We start from the raw sequence: 17795 nt of genomic DNA, 5'->3' as shown, positions 1-17795 counted from the left end.
GCCAAGAACTATTTTTACATGAAATTATCTCACCCGATAATTAAGAGTGAAAAAACTGTATGCTCCCGGGTAAGATGACAAAAACCCTCGTCCCATAAGGACTCGCGAAAGATACTCATTAATTCTGTTCGCCCGTATTACTTGTTTGATCCCTGCCTTGAAACTCTCTTCTTCTGTCAACAGGTTCAACGCGATGTGACGACACACCGCGAGGTTCTCTCCTGACTCCTGTCTACGAATACGGCATTCATCTTCCCGCATCCCGACATCAAATCGATAATGCAATGACGCCTCTATGGGCCAAAGCTCCCGACTCGACTCCAGTAATGCCTTCGCCGTCAATTTACGAGAGCTGATATAAAATCTCAGTACTAACTGTTCAGCATTAAATGGGCTTTCCGCCCTCTTCACTTATCGTCGCAACTATCCCTATCATCGTCAGGTTCGGCCATTCAAACGTCAAATCACCCAACGGCCTCAAGTCCTGGCTGGCAATACACAATCGGGTTTCTTTTCGCCCGTGACCCGATTCCTGGGTCGCGTAGTGTTCATCATGATCATCCCTTTCTTCCCCGCATTTAAACATCATCGGGCTGTACCAATCAGAGAACGCCTGCTCCAATTTGCCCTGATTACCTTTCACCGCCAGCAGATAGTCGGCGTCCCTCTTCACTATCTGTTCAGCGATTTTTCGCTGGCAACCCATGGCATCGATACTGACTAAACAACCCTTTAATTCCAATAACTTAAGCAGTTCTGGTATCGCTGTGATCTCGTTCGACTTGTCATCTATTTTGACTTGTCCAAGCACCACCCGGTTAGCTGCACAGAAGGCACTCACCATATGAATGGCACTGTTTTTAATTCGCTTGTCGGCCATTACGCGTAGCATCTTACCATCAATAGCAACCAGAGTTCCCTCACTGCGTTCGTGGCATGTTTGCATCCACTGGACAAAGAAACGCTGCAGCTGGCGGCCCGATAACAGCCCCATAAGTCGTGCGATGGTATCGTGAGTCGGGATCCCGTTTTCGAAGTCTCCGTATTGCCGCAACCAAGGTAAGTGGTCGCTGCCAAAATCCTCGATCTCCTCCCTGCCTTCGTCTCCCGCAATCAGCGCCGTCACCGTCAGAAAAAATAATATCGGCCAGTTTGTGACTGATTTTCCATGATTGACGCGGGTCTTTGATAATAGAGATATGTTCCAAAGGCTGAGTTCTGTCACGGCGATGTTATCCCTATAAAAACAGGATAAGATCACGATCAGAGTTGATCGTCAAAGCGATCTTTATTCAAAGATATAATCCATGCACAACACAGATCCACATAAGCCCCAACAAAAACAGTTCAAAAAACAGTCTCCTTGGCCGCCCTTTAAAATCACGAGCCTTCGTAATCCTGCCCTGCCTAACTAAGCCGCTTAGTTGTGCAGGAACGTCTGGGTCATTACAGATCGTCAAAGCGAACCTTATTTAACGATACAATCCATGCACAATATAGAACCACCTAAACCCCAATAAGGGGTATTTCAAAAAACAAGCTCTATTGCAGCACTTTAAAATCGCGGACTTTAGTAAAATTTCCACGTTCCACAGCGTATGGCTGTATTCCTTAAAGCAGCCTAAGCATGCAGGAGTCAGGTGATAACTAGATCTGTATACGGATGCTAAAGATAATATTTATAATTATCCATATAATTACTTCTTAAATCAGGCGTATTAGTCCGAATGATTTCATGAGTCGTCATATCGAGACCTTTTATATCAATACCACGACACAGATGCATGTGAAACACAATCAATGTCTCAGGTGTTGGCGGGACTCCAATCTCTAGAATATATTTCTCGAAATGTTGATATAGCTCACTGAGCTGGAGAATTACTTCTGTACAACCAAACATAATTTGATCATTAAAACTCATATCACCCTTTCCAATAGAGATTCCAAGAGGGATATTTGCAAATGGGAATACCGGAGCACAGCCCATTTTTCTGCAACCATCGAAGTCATATCCCTCGCCAACATTGAAATATAGAACTCTATTATTTAGATATGGCAATGATATTGTACGATATACAGCGATATCAGGCCTTGTCATAACTACACTTTCATACTTAGTATAATCTATATCATCTAATGTCAAAGCCACATGTAGATTATAGAAAAAAGATGATATTCTCTCTATGGAAATACCACAAAAACTATTCTGTGATTTTAGTGCTACAGGTGTTCTATTTTTATAATTTACACTTTTTATTCCTATAAGTTTTTTCCCAAAAATTTTGCGAATGAACTCGTAGTCGATTTCTTCTTCGCAATTATTTTGATCAATTCCAGAAAGTTTATTTTCTGTCGATGCTATTCCACCAACAACATCGGGACTTACAAAAATGACATCTGCGTTAGTCGGTAATACGATATTTTTTAACAATGAAGGAAGTGTCCTTTTGTATGTGCGTGGCAATCCACAAAGAATAACCAGCACTTTATCTTGTTGCTTTTCACTTCTACTTAAATTATGTAGATAGCTCGCACAATACTTTATTTTTTTTGCGATCCTAATAAGAAAATTCATGATGTGTTCATGACCTCACTTGATATATTATTTGGTATTAAGTATTGTTAAAGACTATCGCCATCGAGATATACACCAGTCCCTAATTTTTTTGAATTGGTACCAATGACGCTTCACAAAGTATTTTATCGGTCTAATCTTTGAGCGCTTTTGCACGTTAGGATGATATGGATCTATCAGATCCATAGCCATCAGTTCTGTTACGTTTGATATTTTGCTATCACCATGTCTTACTATCTCATAAAACCATGAAGGACACTGCTTTATAGCAAATCCGTTGATAACATTAAAATGATAATACAGAATTGTCTCTGGCGTCAAAGGAACTCGGTCCTTTATATATTCAACACATTCATCAACGAGTTTATTTAAGCTACTGGCTATGCTTCTATCAAATGCTAGCACCTGATCATTGAAGTTATTGCCTCGTTCAATACATGTCCCCTTTTCCCTATTGACATAAAATAGAACTTCACTAATCCCAACTTGCTTATATCCACCAAGTTTGCATATACCGACACCACTTGGAATATAAACAACACCGTGTTTTATCTTTTTTGCATCAATGGGTTGGTAAAAGGATAGATCGGGACGTGTAAGAATTACATTATCATATACTGTTCCTGTCTTCTCCTCATACTCTTTCATTACATGATATGCCCCCTGCATATTATAAAACATTGAAATAAACCTACTTGGATCTAGTTTAAAAAGCCACTCATTTCGATCTATAAACCTCAACTGCTCAGCAAAGTCATGACTACTTTTAGTATGCATACTAAATGATTTCAATCTACTGCCATAACATTTAGTTAGAAGATCTGGAATATTAATATTATCTTTTATTTTTGTTGTATTTTTGGGGTTTATTTTTATGAATCCCCGACTATCCAAAATCCCGGAGTGATCTAGGCCAGGCACATCTGTGCAAGCTGGTCCAAAATAAAATATGTCTGCATCATTATATTCAGCAAGGTGTTTCAACAGTGTCTGCGATGTTACAGATATGGTTCTGACGTAGCCATATAGCAAAATAGCTGTCCGCTTATTACTAATAGTGGCTGATGATTTAGATATTCTTTTTGTAGTAATCAAAGCACTCATCAACACCTCCCGAACACACAATATAACCAGCGTCAAGTACAATAGCCTTATTACAGAATTTTTTCACATCACTTTCAGAATGAGATGAGAACACCATAATACCGACTGAGTTTATTAAATCTTGAATTCTATTACGAGCCTTATCAATAAACCTTGCATCACCAGCACCAATGACTTCGTCGAGTAGTAGAATATCAGGTTTAACTGCTGTCGATATCGCAAAAGCTAATCTTATTGCCATGCCAGATGAATAGGTACGAACAGGGAGATCAATAAAGTCAGCTAGCTCAGTAAAATCGATTACTTCATCAAGGATAGATGATATCTGCTTTTTAGAGAAACCGAGCAACATGCCTCTGGAATAGATATTTTCACGCCCGGATGACTCAGGATTCACCCCCAAAAAAATATCAAGCAGACTTGCCACATGACCTTTCACTGTTACAGACCCGACTTGAGGTTCGTAAATACCGGCCATCACCTTTAATAGAGTTGACTTCCCCGCACCATTATGACCAATAAGAGCTAGTCGGTCACCTTTCTCTAGCTCCAAGTTAATATTATGTAGAGCATCAACAGTGACAAGCCTAGAGTCAGAGGAGACCGTCCCACCTGTTGTCAAGCGAACGAAATTAGCCTTAAGTGAGCGTGATTTAACATCAAAAATTGGATAACTCAACTTAAGATCTTGTATGGAGATTTTTGCACTCATTATTTATACCCAATAAGCGATATTTCGTCTGGACTTAGCAAAGACCAAAAAAGACATACATAAATTCACAAAAGTAAATATTACTATGAATCTAAAATTAGGTTGTGTTATGGCTACAGGAAAACTATCAGGCAATAAAGGACGTCGGATAAAGTCAATAAAATGGAACACCGGATTATAATCGATGATAAACGCCCTCTTGCGCATTCCCTCATTGGGAATCCACATAATTGGAGTCACCATAAACACAATTTGGATGACAGAATATATTATCTGTCGTAGGTCCATAAATCTTGTACAAATTGTTGCAAGTAAAAATGAAAATGCTGTAAGATTCACCACTAAAATACCAAACCCAAATATAGACTTACTTACACCGTATATTGTTATCTTACTCTCAAGAAATGTTAAGCAAATAACTATTAATATAAAATTATGCAAAAAAAAGTAGACGTTTCGCATAATTGTCTGATAGATAAATACGCTTTTTTCTAAGGGAACCTGCTTAATAAAACCTGCATTGGCAATAAACGCATCAGTTGACTCAACAATACATTGGCTCATAAAATTCCAAGTCAATATACCAAGGGTCATATACAGAAGATAATGCTTAATATCCTGATTGAACAGTGCAGAAAAGATTACGGATATAGCAATAATGTAGATCGCTGTACTGGCAGTAATCCAAAATGGACCAAGCACGCTCCTTCGATATCGAATGACAATTTCTTGCCATGCCATATAACACCAATACTGGTATTTAGACAGTCCGCCCCAGATATCTTGCAATGCTAGCTTAAACATTTTCGTATCTCAAAAATTGTTCGTATTCTGCTGGAGTTCCCATAAAAATATGGCTGCTTATTGGAACAAGACGATAACCTACTTTTCCACCACTTCCGATAATGTAATTAAACATTGGGGCGATATAAAGCTCTGTCTGCGTATCTCTCTTTAGCTGTTGATATGCCAGATTGTAGGTAACTTTATCTTTGAAATAATATACTCCGTTAGAACATAAATTTGAAATCCTCACCTTCTCTGTCGTTTCAGTTACGAGATCAGTGTTGGCGTCGATTTTCGCAAAAGACCAATGGTCCCCCTCTCCTTCAAAGACCTCCAACCATGCATCATAAGGTGCATCCGGATAGGTACACTGGTGACGACATGTGTCGATATTGAAAATCAGAAGTGGCTCATTATCGGGTACCAGATCCAGGGCAAGAGCGACCGTCTCAGCCTGACCTCGGGTTTCAGCCTCGAGAGTCTTAATCTGATAATGTTTGACACCCATTTGGTCCAACTGACTAGCGACGAATGCAGGAGTATCATATACATCACGACAGATTATAATAAACAATTCACTATCAAAGTATTGCTTAAATGATGAGAGAGACCAATTAAATAGTGTCTTGCCATGTGCACTTAGCTTATATTTTGGCTCTGAATAACCGGCCTTAAAAAAACGGCTACTTAAACCTGCCATTGGGATGATAATCATTTCTTGATTCCTTGATATAACTTTATAGCTGTAGCAATAAAGGCTTGTTGACGTAGCGGTTTGTCATAGTGTAGCGGTAACATTGACAGGAACAATGTGCAGGTCATTGCCATAATTTCATTGAATGAAAATCCCATTTTTTCAATATTGTCACGGATACTATCGGAGAGATCGACATTATGATCAGGGAGAACCAACTTTAACTCGTGACCATCATCTTCGACGCTGAATGTGTCTGATACAATCAGGTCATATTTACCTATCGCAGAATGACATAGCTTAGCTAAATCATAGCGGGTATCCCCCAACGATGTGATAGTTCCGTCAAAGCTGATCCCTCTGGGATCAATAACTTTGATATCATTTTTCCTGAAATCAAAAAGAATATTACTAAAGCAGAGATCACCATGGACAAATGTTTTATGTGAGTTAGTATCAATGAGTTTATGACACTGTTCAAGAATGTCTCTCAACAGGTACTCTTGGCCCTTCGGATTCGCGATTGGTTTTGCATAACGAGGATTATCCGATAGAAATGATTCTAGCCGCTCCTGGTTTTTCAAAACGAATGCTGGATAAAAATTATCATCGAGATCATTTACTGTATTATTAAGTGCCCGGCAACTGTTAACGAAATCAAAACATGCTCCGATGATTCTTTCCCATACGATAGCCGGCTGATGACCGAAAACAAACAACTCGGTTAACGTCGGATGGTATAAATATTCAAGTTTATAATAATAGCCGGAATTCTGTTTACCATGAGATATCAAGCGAGGAGTAAAGTGGCATAACTCTTCTGGAATAGAGTTAAACCATAACGCTTCGGCCTGGAGTTTTGTATCCTTTTCAGATCTTTTCAGAACATGATTCTTAGTTATTTCAAGCGAGTTAAAAGCACGTTCTGTCGTTACGATTGTTTTAGAATTAAAATATGTATTCAGATGACCGAAATCAAGCCAGTCACTCCTAAATAACTTCGCGATTGGATACGTAGCATGATATCTATATAATCCTGATTCCAAATCAAAGTTACTCTGGATCAGAGCTTTAATAAGGTGAACAGGTTTACACACCTTAAGATAACCACAAAATACCGTTTTATCATCATTGTATGTATCTTTGCCGAGTGATAACCAAAGATAATTATGATCAGGTTTCGCGACAAAAGCGGCATCCCCAACACACTCAATACTCTGACGAAATAATGTGTCTCCATAATATATTGAGACTTCCTGTGTTAAATCTGGCATCGAGGCCAAAACATAACTGATCGACTGCCCTAATGAGAAGTGCTCATCAACCCAAATGATCCTAACATGCTGTCTATCTAGTTCTAACTTATCCCAATCACTGAGCGCGTAACTCTTTGGCAAAGTCAAATAGATTAGGCCATCAGATGCACTTTCTTTGATATTTGCAATTTGATATTCATAAAGGCGACGGTTACCTACAGGGAGAAATGCCGGCGGAATCAGACCGAATTCAACTTGCAGCTCCTGCGTAACATACTGTCCGGACAATATTATTGTGTTCATTTTTTTTCTCTATCCAGCATAGTAATAATTTCATCATATGACATGGAAACGAATTCACTCGGCCGTATGGCACGATCATCAATGTAGAAACCATCATGACCACACCATGGCTTGCCAACGTAGATTTCGTCATACGGGATGTTATTTTTTTCTAACCAGGAAAGAATTGTTGGCAATGTGTTTTTATTTATTAAACCTACATTACCATTATAGGAGTTCATATTTCTGCTAGTATTCAGTACGATATCAAAACCAAGTTTTTTATACTCTTTTATCTTTTCCACCACATCAGCATTGACAATGGCATCGATATAACCCTGAGGGCCTTTTCCTTTAGTCATGGTCATATCAATATCTACAATTAACTTTTTCATTTTTCACCTAATGACATGTTTTATCAGTTGCATTATTGTGTATAAAACAAAGCCTGTTTTACAATTGTGTTTTTTAAAAAATTTTTTCGCCAAGCTCAGTTTGTCAATTAACTTCATGTTATTTTCGACACGTCTACTTTTCAAATTGAAAACGTAAAATGGTGAATCAATATAGCGAATTGATATGTTCTTATGACTAAGCAAGGAAATTATTGCATCTTGGTCTGAAAAGTACGGATTTTCATTCGAAAAAGAGAGCAATCGCGCACATTCTCTTTTAAAGATAAAACGTTGTAAGGGCGCAACCGTTGCCAATCCAAGATGCATGAGCAGATAAATATTCCCCCTAGCATTCTTTTTAATTTGTATATGTCTCTTTATTGATTGACTACTGCCTCTACAAATAATATATGAATTACTAAAAATCATATCAGAATCAGGGATAGATATATCCTTGAAAGTGTGACACTCGATCTCATCTCCATAAAAAATAAATGAAAAGGTATCGCATGGATACATATTTATTTTTTCTAAAATAAATGACCAGTGTTCAGTACGTGACATTTTAATCTCTGGGGAGATAATAACAATGTTATCTCTTGTTGAAGAGAGATTAATGATGTCACTTATTTGATATGAAATGATAAATAAGACATTCGGGAGTTGTTGCGCGTATTCAATCAACTTACATAAGTGAATTGAATCGAGTTTTAGAACGGGGCTTAGAAAAATATGTTTAGGCAATTAACGAATATCTCTCACGACAAACATATGGCCACACAATGCTTCATATATGACAACCAAGCTACCGCCCTTGGGTTGCAGCCCCCACAATGCTGATTGAATTTTAGCCAGCCAGATTGTTGACTTTGGTTCACCGGTTCTCCTGATGAAACCTTTTTAATCAATTAGTTAGTTATGAGAGTACAACCCGACTACATGTCTCTCATGCACGCGAAAGTTTACCATCAGCTTAAGCAACGAGACTACTGTAAATCCCCATCCGAGGAGTCAAACGGTTATTTAATTACCGAAAGTTTGATTTTGGCTAGCTCTTTCACGCTTACACACCCCTCACTGAGTTCTAACGGCATGACAAACAGGTCAGAAACCAGCAAGCCCCGGTCTCCCGGGGCTTGCTGGCTTCATAAACCACATCAGAACAAGATGTTACAGATACTCTTCGAGTGGTACGCAGCTGCAGAACAGGTTGCGGTCGCCGTAGACGTCGTCGATGCGGTTAACCGTCGGCCACAACTTCGAGGCGCGAACGGCACTCGAGGGGAAGACGGCTTCGGCGCGGGTATAGGCGCGACACCATTCGTCGTCCATCACGTCGTCCTGGGTGTGCGGCGAATGCACCAAGGGGTTGTCAGTCAGCGGCCAGTTGCCGGCTTCCACCTTGGCGATTTCTGCGCGAATGGAGAGCATGGCTTCGATAAACCGGTCCAGCTCACGCTTGGATTCCGATTCGGTCGGCTCGACCATCAAAGTGCCCGCCACCGGGAAGCTCATGGTCGGCGCATGGAAGCCGTAATCCATCAGGCGCTTGGCCACATCCATTTCGCTAATACCGGATGCTTCCTTAATAGGACGAATATCGAGGATGCATTCGTGCGCCACGCGACCACCGCGGCCGGCATAGAGCACCGGGAACGCATCACCGAGCTTTTTCGCCAGGTAGTTGGCATTGAGAATGGCAACCTGAGTGGCCTGTTTTAGCCCCTCGTCGCCCAGCATGGCGATATACATCCAGCTGATGGGCAGAATCGAGGCTGAGCCAAACGGTGCGGCCGATACCGCGCCATTATCACGGCTCGGCTTATCGGTTTTCACCACGGCGTGGCCAGCGACAAAGGGGGCCAGGTGAGCTTTCACGCCAATCGGGCCCATACCCGGGCCACCGCCGCCGTGGGGAATAGCGAAGGTTTTGTGCAAGTTGAGGTGCGAAACATCCGCGCCAATAAAGCCGGGCGCGGTGATGCCCACCTGGGCGTTCATGTTGGCGCCATCGAGATACACCTGACCGCCGTGCTGATGCACGATGTCGCACACCTCCTTGATGGTCTCCTCATACACACCGTGGGTCGAGGGGTAAGTCACCATCAGGCAGGAGAGGTTATCACCCGCTTCTGCCGCCTTGGCGCGCAAATCGTCCAGATCGACGTTACCGGATTTATCACAGGCGGTGACAATCACCTTAAGACCGGCCATCTGGGCCGATGCCGGGTTGGTGCCATGCGCCGACGCCGGGATAAGGCAGATGTCGCGATGCCCTTCGCCACGGGATTCATGGTACTTCTTGATGGCAAGCAGCCCGGCATATTCGCCCTGCGCGCCCGAGTTGGGCTGCATGCAGATGGCATCGTAACCGGTCACCTTCACCAGCCAGTTTTCCAGATCGCTGATGAGATGCTGATAACCCTTGGCTTGAGCCGCCGGCGCAAACGGGTGCAATTTGCCAAACTCGGGCCAGGTCACCGGGATCATCTCGGCGGTGGCGTTAAGCTTCATGGTACACGAGCCTAAGGAGATCATGGCGTAGTTGAGCGCCAAGTCCTTGGCTTCGAGCCGGTGGATATAGCGCAGCATCTCGGTTTCCGAGTGATAGCTATTAAACACCGGATGGGTCAGCACCGCATCGCTACGCAGCAGCTCGCTTGGAATGGCGGCATGCTGCTGCGCCTGCGCATCCAGCGCGGCTATATCCAGGCCGTGATTGTCACCAAGCAGCAGTGCAAACAGCTCGGCAATATCGTCACGGGTGGTGGTTTCCGAGAAGGATACACCGACGGCGCCATCCAGATCGCGGCGCAGGTTGATGCCCAGCGCTTCGGCGCGGGTAATCAGTGCGTCCTTGTCGGCTGTGCGAATAGTCAGGGTATCAAACCAGGTGTCGTGGGCCAGCGTCAGCCCCTTGCTTTGCAGGCCGAGCGCCAAAATGGTGGTCAGGCGATGGACGCGCGATGCGATGGTTTTAAGCCCCACCGGACCGTGGTACACGGCATAGAAGCTTGCCATATTGGCCAGCAGCACCTGGGCGGTACAGATGTTGGAGTTCGCCTTCTCGCGGCGAATGTGCTGCTCGCGGGTTTGCATCGCCATACGCAGCGCCACTTTGCCGCGAGCATCTTTGGATACACCGATGATGCGACCCGGCATGGAGCGCTTGTAGGCATCGCGGGTAGCAAAGAAGGCGGCATGCGGGCCGCCGTAACCCATCGGCACGCCAAAGCGCTGCGCCGAGCCCAGCACCACGTCGGCACCCAGCTCACCGGGGGATTTAAGCAGCAGCAGCGACAGAATATCGGCGCTGACGCAGGCCAGCCCCTTCTGGGCCTGAACGGCGGCAATCAGATCGCGCAGATCGTGCACGGCGCCGGTGCTGCCCGGATATTGGAACAGAGCCCCAAACACCTCTTCACCAGTGGCCTCTGCCGCCGGACCGACTTTAACCTCAAAGCCAAAGTGAACGGCGCGCTCACGCACCACGTCGATCACTTGCGGATGCACGTCATCGGCGACAAAAAACAGGGTCGATTTGGACTTGGCAGTGCGTTTAGCCAGCGCCATCGCTTCGGCCGCAGCGGTCGCTTCGTCAAGCAAGGAGGCACTGGCCAGATCCATGCCGGTCAAATCCAGCGTCATCTGCTGGAAGTTCAGCAGCGCTTCGAGCCGGCCTTGAGCCAGCTCCGGCTGATAAGGGGTATAGGCGGTATACCAGCCCGGATTTTCCAAGACGTTGCGCAAAATCACGAACGGCACATGGGTGTCGTGATAGCCCATCCCGATATAGTTCTTGGCGAGTCGGTTTTGGGCGGCATAGCCTTTGAGGCGCGCCAACGCGGCCACTTCGGTCATCGGCGCACCGATACCAAGCGGCGCCGGGCGGCGAATGGCAGCCGGAACAGTTTGGTCAATCAGATCATCAAGGCTGGTTGCCCCGACTTCAGCCAGCATGGCGGCAAGCTCCTGCTCACCCGGACCAATATGGCGACGGATAAAATCGCGCGATTGTTCAAGTTCAAACAGTGACTGGGTCATTTCCCTTTATCTTCCTTGCTTCACGTTCACGGACTGCGATGTCACAGCATGCAATCCTGGTTCTTGTGTCGGCCAGAACATACCCGCGATGACAGCTAAGGCTGTCATCTGGGCAACGCTGCGTGGCAGATCGCGCCATTTGCACCATCAGGCCAAGGCGCGATCAAAAAGGCCCCGCCATAGCAGGGCCTCGTTTTATTACTCTTCGTCCACCACGTTCTGGTAGCCGTCAGCGTCCAGCAGGTTGTCGAGCTCGCCGGCATCGTCGAGCTTGATGCGAAACATCCAGCCAGCGCCGTAGGGGTCGGAGTTAACCAGCTCGGGGCTGCCTTCGAGCTCTTCGTTGACCGCGATGATCTCGCCGCTGACCGGGCTGTAGATATCAGAGGCGGCCTTAACCGATTCGGCCACGGCGCAGTCGTCACCGGCGCTTACCTGCTTGCCCACTTCGGGCAGCTCGACAAACACCATGTCCCCCAAGAGCTCCTGGGCGTGCTCGGTAATGCCGACCACGGCCTCACCGTTCTCTTCAACACGGATCCACTCGTGGGAGGTGGCATATTTCAGTTCGCTCGGGATTTGGCTCATTTTTCAGCTTCCTTCATTCTCTTGAGTCAGACGATCTTCTGGCCATTGCGCACAAAGGCCGGCTTGGTAACGGCAACCGTCACCTTCTTTTTGCGAATTTCTACTTCGGCACTGGCACCAATATCACGCGGCACCCGCGCCAGCGCAATCGACACACCCAGAGTGGGCGAGAAGGTGCCGGAGGTGATCACCCCTTCACGAAGGGAACCGTCGCTACCGGTAAAGGTGACCGGCATACCGGCACGCAATACCCCCTTCTCTTCCATCAGCAGACCCACCAGCTTGGGCTGATCCGCGGCGGCTTTTTGCGCTTCCAGCACAGCGCGGCCGATAAAGGCGCGATCGCTGGGCTCCCAGGCAATGGTCCAGGCCATGTTGGCGGCCAGCGGCGAAATGCTCTCGTCCATGTCCTGACCATAGAGGTTCATGCCGGCCTCGAGGCGCAGAGTGTCACGCGCCCCCAAACCACAGGGTGCCACACCGGCATCAAGCAAGGATTGCCACAGATCGCAGGCTTTCTCTTGCGCCAGCACAATCTCGTAGCCCTCTTCGCCGGTATAGCCGGTGGTGGCAATAAACAGCTCACCGGCCTGCACGCCGAAAAAGGGTTTCATGTCGGCAACGGCAGCTTGCTGCGCGCCGTCCAGCAAGGTGGCCACTCGCGCTTTGGCTTCGGGCCCCTGCACCGCGATCATGGCCAGCTCCGGGCGCTCGGTGACGGTGACGGCAAACTCACTGGCGTGCTGGATGATCCAGGCCAGGTCTTTGTCACGAGTCGCCGAGTTGACCACCAGACGGAAAAAATGCTCGGTGAGGAAATAGACAATCAGATCGTCGATAACGCCGCCCTGCTCGGTCAGCATGCCGCTGTAGAGCGCCTTGCCGGGCACGGTGAGCTTGGCCACGTCGTTGGCCAGCAGATAACGCAGGAAGTCGCGGGTCCGCTCGCCATGCAGATCGACGATGGTCATGTGGGAGACATCAAACATGCCGGCACGGCTTCGCACCGCATGGTGCTCTTCGATTTGCGAGCCGTAGTTGATGGGCATCTCCCAACCGTGGAAGTCGACCATCTTGGCGCCCGCTTCCAGATGTTTGGGATAGAGAACGGTTTGCTGGGTCATCATCATGTTTCCTTGCTCGCCGCCATCACGGTCGATGACGGTGTGGGCCACTCCCCCGCGCCCCAAGGCCTTGGGCAGGGATGCAGGGCCGGTTCCTTGAATGGGGCCGATTATATGCCAAGGGGAGATCGGGTAGAACCGACACACCCTTAAAAAAATCTAATCCGCGCCGCACCATCCCGAAACTGACAGAGGAGAAATCATAGTGAGAAAACCAAATCTCACCGCCTCTTTTCAACAGGAAATGCCAGTTTTTCATGGCATATCACACTTTCGTGAAAAACGTTTGCGCACCAAGCAAAAGAAAAGGCTGTGAACACGGTCGCATTCACAGCCCTTTCGCATTAGTTATTTTGAGATGAAAGCGGTGTTTTTATTAGAATTTCTCATCCTTGGCCAACGCTGGCAGCTCCCCTTCCAGCCCCATGGCGGCCGCGATAAAGCGCTGCTTCACCGGGCTGGCGAGATCGGTCGCCAGCAGGCCCACGCCACGCAGCAGCTTTTTCAGCGGATGGTTACCGGCAAACAGTCGCTTGAGCCCTTCCATCGCCGCCAACATGCGCGCCGCTTCGCTCTTGCGCCAGCGCTCATAAGGGCGCAGGGAGGAGAGCAGGCCAATATCCTCGCCGGCGCGCTGCATGTTGAGAATCTGCTCAGCCAGCGCGGCGGCATCGAGCAGGCCCAAATTCACCCCCTGCCCGGCCAGCGGATGGATGGTATGCGCCGCATCGCCCATCAGGGCCACCCGCTCGCGGGCAAAATCGCGCGCCACCCGGGCGGTCAGTGGGATTGCACTGCGCGCCCCTTGCACTTCACACAGGCCAAGGCATGCATCAAATGCAGCCGTCAGCTGTCGGTTAAAATCCGCCTCACTGCACGCAACCAGCGCTTGCGCCCGCTCAGGCGGCAGCGACCAGACAATCGAGCAGGTATGTGCATCCCACAGCGGCAAAAACGCCAGCGGCCCCTCGGGGGTGAAGATCTGCCGCGCCACAGCGCCATGCGCTTCGGCACAGCGCACCGTCGCCACCAGGGCGTGATGACCGTAATCCCAGCTGGTGAGCGGAATATCGGCTGCGCGGCGCAGCCAGGAGTGGGCGCCGTCGGCCGCCACCACCAGTTTGGCCGCCAGATGGCGACCATCTTCCAGGGTCAATACCGCTTGTTCATCCAGCCGTTGCAATTCGCTCGCGTTGGCCGGACAGAGCAGGGTGACATTAGCTGCGCCCTCGAGCGCATCGAGTAGCGCCAGCTGGATAACCCGGTTTTCGACGATGTGACCCAGCTCGGGCTCATCGAGATCGCGCGCATCAAAGCCAATACGACCGAAGCTGTCGCGCTCCCACACCTCCATCTGCCGGTATGCTTGCAGGCGGCGAGCCTCGATGCCCTGCCAGGCGCCCAGACGCTGCAAGATGCGCTGGCTGGCCAGACTCAGGGCACTGACGCGGTTATCGGCGATATCGCCAAGCGAGCGAACGGGCCACTGCCCTTCCAATACGGCGATACGCAGTCCGCTCGTTTTAAGGGCGCCGGCCAGCGCCAGCCCCACCATGCCACCGCCGTTGATGACCAGATCATAGGTTTGCATGCATCAATCCTGTTACCAACCGCCGCGCAGGGCAGCAGAAAAACCGAGGGTCTGGCGCACCAGTGGCGCCTTGAGCGTGTCGCTGCGCGCCATCAGGCTCAGCGCTACGTTGCGCGCCACCACCAGCGGACCGTAATCATTGGAAAAGAGTTGGGCGAGCGAGCTGGTCAGCCACACTGTTCTTGCCTGATCGTCCGAGCGCCCCTGCCAGTAGTGCTCCAGCATTTGGGCACTGCCAAGTGGCCCCACACCGGGCTCGTTGGTGAGGGAATCCTGCACCGTATCAACCAGCACATCGATATCGCGCATGCCTAAGTTAAAGCCTTGCCCGGCAATCGGATGCAGCAGATGGGCCGCATTACCAAGCAATACGCAGCGCTGATGCAGCGGCCTGCGCACCTGACTCATAACCAGCGGATAGACGTGGCGCGGCCCCGCTGCTTGCATCTTGCCAAGGCGCCAGCCAAATGCCTGCTGCAGCGCGCTTAGAAAATCGCGATCATCCATCGCGGCCAGTACCGGTGCGTCATGCCTTGGGACGCTCCACACCAGCGAGCTCAAGCCATCTTGCATCGGCAGCAGAGCCAACGGGCCGCCACGGGTAAAGCGCTCGAAGGCGCGCCCACGCGGATGCTCGGCGGTTTGCACCGTGGCAATCACGGCACTTTGTTCAAAATCGTGTCGCTCGAGCGGCAGTTTCAGCGCGTCGCGTACAAACGAGTGGCCACCATCGGCGGCAACCAGCAAGGCCGCCGTCAAGGTGCGGCCGTTATCGAGGCTGAGCGTGACCTGCGACTCGCCAGGTTCAACCCGGGTGACATTCACCGGCCAGAGCGATTCGATACGCGCCTCGCGGCTCAATGCCTGCTGCAAGGCGATGCCGGCACGGGAGAGCTCAATCACCTGACCCAGCGCGGGCAACCGGTATTCATCGGCACGAATGCGCACCTGTCCCAGATGACCTTTATCCGAGACGTGGATATGGGTAATGGGTTCACACAGGGGTGAGAGCAGCGGCCATACCCCATGCCGGGTCAACGCTTCAACCGAGCCGGCAGAGAGCGCGATGGCGCGGGCATCAAACGCGGGGTGCACCGCCATGTCGGGGGCGGCGGCTTCGAGTAACGCAATCTTGAGCGGCAGACGTGCCAGGGCCAGCGCAAGGGTGGCCCCGCTCATGCCGCCGCCAACGATAATGATGTCGTAGTGGTTGGCAGACATGCATTATTTCCACGAAGAGGGAGAAAACATGGGGCCGATGCTATCACGCCAGCGCCGGCCCTGCCTTGCGCCGTCCGACAAAAAGGACGGCAGGAGTATTAATGCAGAGTAGGCGCCACGCTCGGGCTGCCCGGACGCTGGCCACACTCTTCAAAGGCCATCATCACGCCGAGCTTGATGTGCTCATACAGCACCAGAAACGCCGCTTCGTTCTCTTCATCTTCCTGATCCAGCTCGGAAGAGACCTGGGTGATGTTGGCAATATCGCGCACCATCTCCTGCAACTCTTCAGAGGCTTTGCCAAGCTCTTGCTGCACCACACCGAAACCGGCCAGGAAGGCTTGCGACCACTCCACCAGCGCATCGATGCGCTCATCGAGCGGCGCATCATCGGACGGCAGCAGCATCTCGACGCCCTTGTGGGACATCAGGCTCTCGACCACCGCCTCATAGATATGGGTCATACTCTGGCGCACCGCACTCGGCAGGCCAAAACCGTCGTTGATGAGGTCAGCAAGGTGCGGCAACCAGGCTTTGCCGTCCAGGGGGCAACCGCCGCATACCAGACCACACACCACGGCGTGGGCCTCCACCGCGCTGGCCATCAGCTCATGTTGTTCAAAGAGCTCCATCAGTGCCTTGTAGGTCACGCTGTTTGCCTGTTCCATCTCTTGTCGCTCAAAGTTGCAGCATATGTGCCTGAGATCCTACCACCCAGCCCGATACAGAGCCAGCAAGGCCTTGAAACTTCACACTATGCGCTATATAGTCCGGCCCAGTTACCCAAGCGAGAGGGTGGCATGCGGATGCCCCCTACGCCATCGAGGAAGGCATGAGTACAGAGGCCGTTGAAATTGTGATTCTGGGCAGACCCTACAAGGTCTCTTGCCCCGCCGGGCAGCAGAACGCCCTGCGTGCTGCAGCAGTCCAGCTCAGTGAGAAACTGGTCGAGTTGCGCCAGCGATCGCGCGTAACCAACAACGAACAACTGGCCATCATGGCAGCCTTAAATTATTGCCATGAGCTCTGCCTTGAAAAAGAGAAGAACCACCAATACTCTGAAACCATGGACAAGCGGATCAAGCTGCTGCAACAAACCATTGAAGCAGCCCTGATTGAACATGGTCGCTACGGTGACTCCTCTCATGAGGAGCCGCCACTGGTTTAAAATCCCTGGGGTGTTTGTCAGCCGGTTGATGTCCCCGAGCCGATATTCAAATACCCAGGAAATCTTTACTCTGACTATTGCGCATGCTCGGCCCGACCGAGAAGCCTGCGGTCAGACAAGGTTTCCGCCTTGGACCTACGGTTCAAGGGCCCAAACCGGCAACGGCATTCCCGGGGTACCTACCCAAAAGGCTCGTCACACGACGAGCCTTTTTCCTTTCTGGCTGATCTTAGCGTCCTGTGGGTCACGCCATTG

15 protein-coding genes, 1 other RNA gene and 1 pseudogene are annotated in these 17795 nt (G+C 49.3%); 2 read left to right on the top strand and 15 right to left on the bottom strand.

Annotated elements, in window-relative coordinates; genetic code table 11:
- Positions 1-24 precede the first annotated feature (24 nt).
- The 15 genes and pseudogenes from BW958_RS03400 to BW958_RS03340 form a co-directional block, all read right to left on the bottom strand.
- Positions 25-1208 (bottom strand): annotated as a pseudogene (locus BW958_RS03400) (ISAs1 family transposase).
- A gap of 458 nt (positions 1209-1666) precedes the next feature.
- Positions 1667-2575 (bottom strand): hypothetical protein, encoded by a 909-nt coding sequence (locus BW958_RS20255; protein WP_143233004.1) that lies wholly within the window; start codon positions 2573-2575, stop codon positions 1667-1669.
- Positions 2576-2629: 54 nt separating this feature from the next.
- The gene (locus BW958_RS20250) at positions 2630-3679 is read right to left on the bottom strand and encodes a hypothetical protein (protein WP_076574327.1); all 1050 of its coding nucleotides are present in this window, start codon (positions 3677-3679) and stop codon (positions 2630-2632) included.
- Positions 3645-4391, bottom strand: coding sequence for an ABC transporter ATP-binding protein (locus BW958_RS03390; protein WP_076574326.1), 747 nt, complete (start codon positions 4389-4391; stop codon positions 3645-3647). The genes BW958_RS20250 and BW958_RS03390 overlap by 35 nt, the downstream gene beginning before the upstream one ends.
- A 3-nt stretch (positions 4392-4394) precedes the next feature.
- Positions 4395-5195 carry an ABC transporter permease gene (locus BW958_RS03385; protein ID WP_076574325.1) on the bottom strand — a complete coding sequence of 267 codons (801 nt, stop codon included), beginning with the start codon at positions 5193-5195 and terminating at the stop codon, positions 4395-4397.
- Positions 5188-5892 carry a glycosyltransferase family 2 protein gene (locus BW958_RS03380; RefSeq protein WP_076574324.1) on the bottom strand — a complete coding sequence of 235 codons (705 nt, stop codon included), beginning with the start codon at positions 5890-5892 and terminating at the stop codon, positions 5188-5190. The genes BW958_RS03385 and BW958_RS03380 overlap by 8 nt, the downstream gene beginning before the upstream one ends.
- Positions 5889-7430: a phosphotransferase gene (locus BW958_RS03375; RefSeq protein ID WP_076574323.1), complete on the bottom strand. Its 1542-nt coding sequence runs from the start codon at positions 7428-7430 to the stop codon at positions 5889-5891. Before BW958_RS03375 ends, BW958_RS03380 begins: the two co-directional genes overlap by 4 nt.
- Positions 7427-7804, bottom strand: a complete 378-nt coding sequence (locus BW958_RS03370; protein WP_076574322.1) for an HAD family hydrolase — start codon at positions 7802-7804, stop codon at positions 7427-7429. The genes BW958_RS03375 and BW958_RS03370 overlap by 4 nt, the downstream gene beginning before the upstream one ends.
- Before the next feature lie 3 nt (positions 7805-7807).
- Complete coding sequence (locus BW958_RS20245; RefSeq protein WP_143233003.1) at positions 7808-8368, bottom strand: hypothetical protein; 561 nt, start codon at positions 8366-8368, stop codon at positions 7808-7810.
- 606 nt (positions 8369-8974) lie between these two features.
- Positions 8975-11848 (bottom strand): aminomethyl-transferring glycine dehydrogenase, encoded by a 2874-nt coding sequence (gene gcvP / locus BW958_RS03365; RefSeq protein ID WP_076574321.1) that lies wholly within the window; start codon positions 11846-11848, stop codon positions 8975-8977.
- 198 nt (positions 11849-12046) lie between these two features.
- A complete protein-coding gene (gene gcvH / locus BW958_RS03360; protein ID WP_076574320.1) occupies positions 12047-12436 on the bottom strand; it encodes a glycine cleavage system protein GcvH in 390 nt (129 codons plus the stop codon).
- 26 nt (positions 12437-12462) lie between these two features.
- Positions 12463-13560 (bottom strand): glycine cleavage system aminomethyltransferase GcvT, encoded by a 1098-nt coding sequence (gene gcvT / locus BW958_RS03355; RefSeq protein ID WP_076574665.1) that lies wholly within the window; start codon positions 13558-13560, stop codon positions 12463-12465.
- Between the two features lie 376 nt (positions 13561-13936).
- Positions 13937-15151 (bottom strand): FAD-dependent 2-octaprenylphenol hydroxylase, encoded by a 1215-nt coding sequence (locus BW958_RS03350; RefSeq protein ID WP_076574319.1) that lies wholly within the window; start codon positions 15149-15151, stop codon positions 13937-13939.
- Between the two features lie 12 nt (positions 15152-15163).
- Positions 15164-16372, bottom strand: a complete 1209-nt coding sequence (gene ubiH / locus BW958_RS03345; RefSeq protein WP_076574318.1) for a 2-octaprenyl-6-methoxyphenyl hydroxylase — start codon at positions 16370-16372, stop codon at positions 15164-15166.
- Between the two features lie 98 nt (positions 16373-16470).
- The gene (locus BW958_RS03340; RefSeq protein ID WP_076574317.1) at positions 16471-17040 is read right to left on the bottom strand and encodes a UPF0149 family protein; all 570 of its coding nucleotides are present in this window, start codon (positions 17038-17040) and stop codon (positions 16471-16473) included.
- Positions 17041-17204: 164 nt separating this feature from the next.
- Between BW958_RS03340 and zapA the strand changes: the two genes are divergently transcribed.
- Both zapA and ssrS read left to right on the top strand, forming a co-directional pair.
- Complete coding sequence (gene zapA, locus BW958_RS03335; RefSeq protein WP_076574316.1) at positions 17205-17540, top strand: cell division protein ZapA; 336 nt, start codon at positions 17205-17207, stop codon at positions 17538-17540.
- A non-coding RNA gene (gene ssrS / locus BW958_RS03330) (6S RNA) lies at positions 17540-17721 on the top strand. The genes zapA and ssrS overlap by 1 nt, the downstream gene beginning before the upstream one ends.
- Positions 17722-17795: the final 74 nt, after the last annotated feature.

This window comes from Aeromonas sp. RU39B, from assembly GCF_900156095.1.
Classification (GTDB): Bacteria; Pseudomonadota; Gammaproteobacteria; order Enterobacterales; family Aeromonadaceae; genus Aeromonas.
This window is presented reverse-complemented; position numbering and strand designations above follow the sequence as displayed.